This is a genomic window from Actinoplanes sp. NPDC000266, assembly GCF_042899005.1.
Lineage (GTDB): Bacteria > Actinomycetota > Actinomycetes > Mycobacteriales > Micromonosporaceae > Actinoplanes.
Map to the genome: position 1 here is coordinate 724,282 of NZ_JBIAZI010000005.1, position 7,523 is coordinate 731,804.

Annotated in this window: 4 protein-coding genes; 1 reads left to right on the forward strand and 3 read right to left on the reverse strand. The window is 70.5% G+C overall.

The window, feature by feature from the left end; translation table 11 throughout:
* Positions 1–49 precede the first annotated feature (49 nt).
* Positions 50–2,680: a putative bifunctional diguanylate cyclase/phosphodiesterase gene (locus ACFY36_RS24075; RefSeq protein ID WP_499748217.1), complete on the forward strand. Its 2,631-nt coding sequence runs from the start codon at positions 50–52 to the stop codon at positions 2,678–2,680.
* A 369-nt stretch (positions 2,681–3,049) separates the two neighbouring features.
* On the opposite strand, the gene ACFY36_RS24080 is transcribed toward ACFY36_RS24075, so the two are convergent.
* The 3 genes from ACFY36_RS24080 to ACFY36_RS24090 all read right to left on the reverse strand — a co-directional run bounded on the left by ACFY36_RS24080 (position 3,050) and on the right by ACFY36_RS24090 (position 7,383).
* Positions 3,050–5,530, reverse strand: a complete 2,481-nt coding sequence (locus tag ACFY36_RS24080; protein ID WP_499748185.1) for a glycoside hydrolase family 2 protein — start codon at positions 5,528–5,530, stop codon at positions 3,050–3,052.
* Positions 5,531–5,542: 12 nt separating this feature from the next.
* The gene (locus ACFY36_RS24085) at positions 5,543–6,322 is read right to left on the reverse strand and encodes a carbohydrate ABC transporter permease (RefSeq protein WP_499748218.1); all 780 of its coding nucleotides are present in this window, start codon (positions 6,320–6,322) and stop codon (positions 5,543–5,545) included.
* A gap of 77 nt (positions 6,323–6,399) precedes the next feature.
* A complete protein-coding gene (locus tag ACFY36_RS24090) occupies positions 6,400–7,383 on the reverse strand; it encodes a carbohydrate ABC transporter permease (protein ID WP_499748186.1) in 984 nt (327 codons plus the stop codon).
* Positions 7,384–7,523 lie beyond the last annotated feature (140 nt).

Genomic DNA, 7,523 nt, shown 5'->3' on the forward strand with positions numbered 1-7,523 from the left:
GTACAACTCCCTGACCCGGCGACATTCCCAGAGGATCGTCGATTTGGCAGTGCCTCCCCCCACCGCGCGTGCCACCCGGTCGCCCCACCGCCGGGTGTTGATCCTCGGTGTGCCCGCGGCGATCGCGATCGCCGTGCTGATCGCCGGCGCGGCCGGGCTGATCCCGGCCACGCTCGCCCTGGCCGTCGCGGTCGGCGGCTACGGCCTGCTGGCCGCCGCCGTCCTGGTGCGGGCCGCCCTGGCGATCCATCACTCCGACGGCACGTTCGTGGCGTGCCGCGGCGCCGGTTTCGTCGGCATGGGCGGGCTCGCCACGGCACTGACCGCCACCGTGCCCGCCTGGTCGCCGCCCGGCGCCGCCGTCTGGGCCACGGCCGGCCTCGGCGTGGCCGCGGCCTGCTATTCCACCGGCACCCTGCTGCTGCCGGGTGCGGGCCGGGGCTGGGCGCTGCACAGCCGGCGCGCCTTCGACGGCCTGGGCCTGGGCGTCAGCATCGCCTTCGCCGGATATCTGATCCCGCCCGTCAAACAGGCCCACCCGGCGACCCTGCCGGTCACGCTGATCGCCGCCACCGGCATCGCGGTCGTGCTGGTCTCCGTGCTGCGCGGCACGCCGCACCGGCGCCCCGCGATCCGCTGCGGGGCCGGGGCCATCATGGTCCTGGTCAGCCTGACCGCGATCGCCACGCTGCTCGACCTCGGCCCGTCGGGCCCGGCGCCGGCCCTGGCCGGGGTGCTGATGGTCATCGGCCTCGCCCTCACCGCCGACGGCGGCTCCCGCCGCGACCTGCCGCTGCCACCGCTCGAACCGCGCAACCCCGACCAATATCTGGCGAGCTACCCGTTGCTCGCGGTCCCGGCCGGAGTCGGCGTGGTCGCCGCGATCTGGCATCTGGTCGAGGTCCGCAGCTTCGACCCGACCAGCATCATCTTCGGCATCGCCATGGTGGCCGTGCTGGCGATGCGCGAACTGCTCGTGGTTCGCGACATCCGCAAATACGCGGGCCAGCTCCAGACCGCCGAGGCCCACTTCCGCTCGCTGGTCGCCGGCGCCACCGACCTCACCCTCGTGCTCGACGAGCGGCTGCGCATCCGCTGGCAGTCGCCGGCCGCGTCCCGGCTGTTCGGCCTCACCGACGACGAGGTGGTGGGCAAGAGCTTCACCGGCCTGATCCACCCCGACGACGTGGCCGGCGCCCAGGAGATGATCGACTCGGTGCTGGCCGGCGAACACGCCGACGGTCCGCCGGCGCTGGTCACGGCCCGGCTGCGCGACGGCGCCGACCTGTGGCGCGACACCGAGTCGACCATCTCCGACCAGCGGTCGGTGCCGGAGGTGGCGGCCCTGGTCGTGCACGTGCGCGACATCGGCGAGCGGCGCCACCTCGAGCGGGCGCTGCACAAACTGTCGTACACCGACCAGCTCACCGGTCTGGCCAACCGGCGCGCGCTGATGCGCGACCTGCTCGCCCACCGGCGCCGCCCGGGCCGGCAAGGCACACTGCTGGTGATCGACCTGCACGGGCTGGGCGACATCAACGACGCGCGCGGCCGGGAGACCGGCGACGCGGTGCTGATCGAGGTCGGCCGCCGCCTGCGCACCCTGCTCGGCGACGAGGACGTGCCGGCCCGCCTCGGCGGCGACGAGTTCGCGGTGCTCACGGTGGACGGCGCGGTGCTGGCGTACGCGCTGGCCACCCGTATCGCGACGGTCCTGTCCGAGCCCCATCAGCTGCCCGGCGCGATCGTCGAGCTGCACACCAGCATCGGCCTGGCCGAGCTGGCCGGCGGCGCCGACTCCGACGAGGTGCTGCGCCACGCCGACCTGGCCCGCAAACGCGCCCGGCAGCTCGGCCTCGACCGCGTCGAGTGGTACGACCCCGACGTCGAGATGAAGCTCAACCGCCGCATGGACCTGGAACGCGAGTTGCTCGGCGCGATCGAGCGCAACGAGCTCGACCTGGTCTTCCAGCCGGTGGTCGGCCTCCGCGACGACCAGCCGGTGGGCGTCGAGGCCCTGCTCCGCTGGCGCCACCCCACCCTCGGCACGATCATGCCGAACGAGCTGCTCCCCATCGCCCGCGCGGTCGGCATAGCGCCGGAACTCGACGAGTGGGTCCTCGACACGGCCTGCAAGCACCTGTCGGTGTGGTCAACGGGCGACGCGGGCTTCTGGCTGTCGGTGAACGTCTCGCCCCGCGAACTCCTGACGGCCCGCTTCCCCGACCGCGTGGCCACGACGCTGCGCCGCTACGGCATCGCCCCCGAACGCCTGATCGTCGAGGTGGCCGAGGACTGGATCGCCGAGGACGTGCCGGCCATCGTGGCCTCCCTGTCGGGCCTCCGCAAGCTGGGCGTGCGGGCGGCCCTGGACGACTTCGGGTCAGGCCAGGCGTCCCTGTCCCACTTGCGCCGCCTCCCGGTCGACATGCTGAAACTGCACGCCTCCCTGACGAACACGGCGCCGGAGCCCACACCGGGAAGCGGCCCCGCGGTCATCGACGTGGTGGTGAGCCTCGGGCGCCGCCTGGGCCTGGAGATCGTGGCCAAGGGCTTGGAGTCCCCCGACCAGATCTCGCGGGCGGCCCAGGCGGGATGCGTTTACGGGCAGGGGTTCGCGCTGGGCCATCCGGGCCCGGCCGAGCGCATAGAGGCCTACCTGGAGACCCACCGAGCCTGACCATCACGGCTCGATCCCGCGCGCGCCAAGGCTCCGCGCTCCGCCGACGCCTTGCCGCGACCTCCGGAGCCGCGCCACGCGTGCCTTTCTTGACCCAGTGCCTTCGAAGTGGCCGTGTCTCCTCGCGATGGCGCGCCCTCCCGGCGGCTGCTACCTGCCCCTCGCGAGGCGCGGGCGAGGCGAGCGGCGGCTTCTGGCCTGGTCTCGGCTTCGCTTCCCGGATTTTCGGTGCAGGTAAGCGGATCGGGCTCGTCGAGGCGTCTTCATAAGTGAGGGGGAAAACGAGAAGCGAGGTGACGTGGGGATGGGGCGGTCGTTGAGAGCTAGGAGCCCGGCGCTCCCAGGGTGGGACTGGGAGCGCCGGGCCGGTCAATGGGCCACGTCGTTGACGCAGCGGAGGACGGGTCGCCTTGTCAGGGCGTCATGGTCCAACGGGATGTCCGACTCGATGGTGAACGTGGTGGACTCGCCCGGGAGGAGGGTCACTGCTGCCTTGTCCGCTTCGGCGGTGGGGTGCAGGCGGTCCGGGAACACGGTCAGGGAACGCAGGATCGTGGCCGCCGTGACCGTGACCTTTGTGGACTGTCGTGTCACCGCCTCGACCTTGACCGTGTAGTCGGGGGTGGGCCAAGGGACGTCCTTGTCCTCGGCGAAGAACCACCAAGCCCGGTGGTCGTCGAGGTCGGCGACGATCAGTTCGGTGGTGGGGTCGCCGGGGGTGGTGACGTCGGCCGGGAGGGGCAGGGTCGTGGCGCCGTCGGCGGTGACTGTGGCGCCTACGACGGCTGAGGCCAGGATGTCGCCGGTGAGGTTGCGGCGGGTCACGGTGGCGGAGAGCGGCCATGGGGTGCGGCTGTCGTTCACCGCTACCAGGGCCGGCGCGCCGGCCGGGGGGACGACCGTGCCGGGCTCGATCTCCGACTGGGGGCCGCCGGGCTCCAGTGGGGTGCCTGTGCGGGGTTGCAAGGTGAGCAGGCGGTCGGCGTAGGCGTCGCGGAGGGCGTACCACAACGGCTTCTTGTGGCCGTCGCCGTCGACGGCGGCCCAGGAGGTCACCGGCCAGCAGTCGTTGAGCTGCCACATGATCGTGCCGGCGCAGAGGGGGCGCAGGGAGCGGAAGTGTTCGATGCCGAAGGCCAGGGCGCGGGCCTGGTTGAGCTGGGTCAGGTAGTGCCAGTCGTCGAAGTCGCGCGGGGAGGGGAGGTGGTTGGCCAGGCCACGGGTGAGTTTCTTGTCGCCGTCGGCGGCCTTCTGGTGGTGGGCCATGCCGGGGGAGTCGGGGGCCAGGGGCTCGTCCGAGATCGAGCGGCGCAGCGTGGAGAAGGTGGGTGGGGCCTGGAAGCCGAACTCGGCCACGAAACGGGGGCGGTAGGCGGCGTACTTCGTGTAGTCGTCGGTGTTCCAGACGTCCCAGATGTGGGTCGTGCCATGAGCCGGGTCGTTCGGATAGCGGTCGGGGGCGCCGGAATAGGGGCTTCCGGGCCAGTACGGGCGGGACGGGTCGATCTCGGCGACGATGCGGGGCAGCAGGTCGTAGTAGAAGGCGGCGCCCCAGGAAAGGCCGTTCAGGGCCGGCTTCCAGCCCCAGTCCTCGTGGCCCCACAGGTTCTCGTTGTTGCCGGTCCACATCACCAGGCTCGGGTGCGAGGCCAGCCGCAGGACGTTGTGCCGGGCCTCGGCCTCGACCTCCGAGCGGAATGGCTCCTCCTCGGGGTACGCGGCGCAGGCGAACAGGAAGTCCTGTCCCACCAGGAAGCCCATCTCGTCGGCGAGGTCGTAGAAGGAGGAGGACTCGTAGCGGCCGCCGCCCCAGATCCGCAGGTAGTTGACGTTCGCGTCGGCCGCCTGCCGGAAGCGGGTGGCCAGGCGATCGCGGGTGACGCGGTTGTCGAAGACGTCGTCGGGGATCCAGTTGACGCCGCGCACGAAGACCGGCACGTCGTTGACGACCACCACGAAGCCGTCGTCCGCGGTGTCGACCCGCACCGACCGGAACCCGACCCGCCGCGACCATCGATCGAGCTCGGCGGGGTTCGAGGGGGCGGTAGCGGCGGAGGTGACTACGACGTCCAGGTCGTAGAGGGGCTGAGCGCCGTATCCGCGTGGCCACCACAGATCCGGGTCGTCGACGGTGAGGATCAGCAGTGCCTCGACGCCGTCCACAGTGGCCTGTGCTGTGCGGCCGGCGATCGAGGCCGTGATGGTCACCGGGTCGTCCGCGGCCCTTTCCAGGCGGACGCGCAACTCGACGCGGCCGGTGCCGCCGGTGACCGTCACCTGGGGGCGTACCTCGGCCAGGCGGGCCACCGACCACGTCTGGAGGCCGATCGGCTGCCAGATGCCGGCCGTGACCAGGGTCGGGCCCCAGTCCCAGCCGAAATTGCAGGCCTGCTTGCGGATGAAGTTGAACGGCTCGTCGTACGCGTTGGGGCGGTGTCCCAGACGTTGTTGCTCCGCCTCGGCGTACGCGTAAGCGCTCGTGAATGTGATCTGCAGGGTGTTGGTGCCTTCACGGAGCAGCGAACCCACGTCGAAGCGGTAGCCGCGGTGCATGTTGGCGGTCGCGCCGACGGGGGCGCCGTTGAGCGAGACCGCGGCGATGGTGTCGAGGCCCTCGCAGACGAGGTCGGCCCGCTCGTCGCCCTTGGAGTACGTGAACGTCGTCGAGTAATCCCAGTCGGTCCGCCCTATCCAGGCGAGCTTGGTCTCGTTCCCGTCCAGGTAGGGGTCGTCGATCCGGCCGGCCGCGAGCAGGTCGGTGTGCACGCAGCCGGGCACCACGGCCGGCACTCCGGAGATGTCGCCTCCGGAGACGGTCCAGCCTTCGTGCAGGGATTGGTACGAGGTCACGGTGCTCCTTACTCAGGACTTGACGGCGCCTTCCATGATCCCCCGGACGAGTTGCCGTCCGCCGATCAGGAGCAGAATGATCAGCGGGACGGTGGCCACGAACGCGCCCGCCAGGACCCGCCGGTAGATCACGTAGTTTCCGCTGGCCAGGTCGGAGAGGGCGACCATCGATGTCGGGAACTCGGTGCCGTTCAGCGTGATCAGCGGCCACTGGAAGTCGTTCCAGGCCATGACGAACGTCAGCAGCCCGAGCACGGCCAGGGCGGGCCGGATCGCCGGCAGCACGATGTTCCAGTAGACGCGCAGCGTCAGCGCGCCGTCGATGCGGGCCGACTCGACCAGCTCGTCCGGCACCGCGTGGGCGATGAACTGGCGCATGTAGAAGACGCCGAACGCGCTGACCAGCCCGGGCGCGATGACCGCGAGCAGGGTGCCGTTCCACTGCAGCTTGCCCATCACGATGTAGAGCGCGACCACGCCGAGCTGGTTGGGCACGGTCAAGGTCAGGATCACCACGACCATCAGGGCGTTACGGCCCCGGAAGCGCAGCTTGGCGAAGGCGAACCCGGCCAGCGAGCAGAAGAACAGCGTCGCCAGCGTGATCGTCGTGGCGGTGATGAAGCTGTTGATCAGTGAGGCCGTGAAGTAGACGTCCTGGAGGGTGAAGACCTCGTTGAGGTTCACCATCAGCTGGTTGCCGGGCAGGACCGACGGCGGCATCTTCGTGACCGCCTCGTCGGCGCTCGTCGCGATCACGAACATCCAGTACACCGGGAACGCCGAGAGAAGCATGATGGCGACGAGGCCGATGTACGTCTTCCACGTGCCGGGCGTGTCCTGCGGCGCCCTGAGGGCGTAGCGGTGGGTGCTCACCGGTCACCTCCGATGCGCTTGGTGAGCAGGGCGTTGACGCCGGCCACGATCAGAATGATCAGGAAGAGGGCCCAGGACATGGCGGCCGCGTAGCCCAGGTTCAGGTCCTTCCAGCCGACCTTGTAGATGAGCTGGGCGATCGTCTGGAACTGGTGGTCGGAGCCACCGCTGGCCGACTGCGGGTTCTCGTCGAACATCATCGGCTCGTTGAACAGCTGAAGCCCGCCGATGGTCGACAGGATCACCGTGAAGACCACCACCGGCTGGATCATCGGTACGGTGATCCGCCACAGCTGCCGCCACGGCCCGGCGCCGTCCACCGCCGCCGCCTCGTACACGTCCTTGGGGATGGTCTGCATCGCGCTCAGGTAGAGCAGGGCGTTGTAGCCGATCCACTTCCAGTTGACCATCGTGGCGATCGCGATCCAGCTGCTCCACTTGGCCGCCCGCCAGTCCAGCGGATCGTCCTGGCCGAAGCCGACCAGCGACAGGAACCAGTTGGCCAGCCCGTAGTCGCGCGAGAAGAAGACCGCGAAGACCAGGGTCGAGGCGACGACCGGGGTCAGATAAGGCAGCAGTACGCCGATGCGCCACCACGTCGTCGCCCGCAGCTTCCGGTTGAGCAGGTTGGCGATGATCAGCGCCGCGATGAGCTGGGGGACGGTGGAGAGGATGAAGATGCCGAACGTGTTGCCCAGCGCGTTCCAGAAGTCCTCGTCGGACAGCAGCTTGGTGAAGTTGCCGAAGCCGGCCCACCCGGTCAGCGTCGGGTCGTCGAGCCGCCAGTTCCGCAGCGCCACCACGCCGTTGAAGATGATCGGGAACAGCCCGAAGATGCCGAAGAGGATGAAGAACGGCGCGATCAGCGCGTACGGGACGGTCTTGATGTCGAACCGGTAGAGCCATTGCTTGGCCTTGGACGGCGTCTTGGGCGGCTCGGCCCGGTGGTGCGCCGCCGGCCGGAGCTGGGTGAGGGACACGGCCACTCCTAGGTGGGGGCGGGGGGGGCCCCCCCCCCCCCCCCCCCCCCCCCGCCGGGGGGGGGGGGGCGCCCCGAGGCCGGTCCCGTACCGCCCCCCCCCCCGGCCCATACGGCCTCATCGCCCCCCCCCGGCCCCCC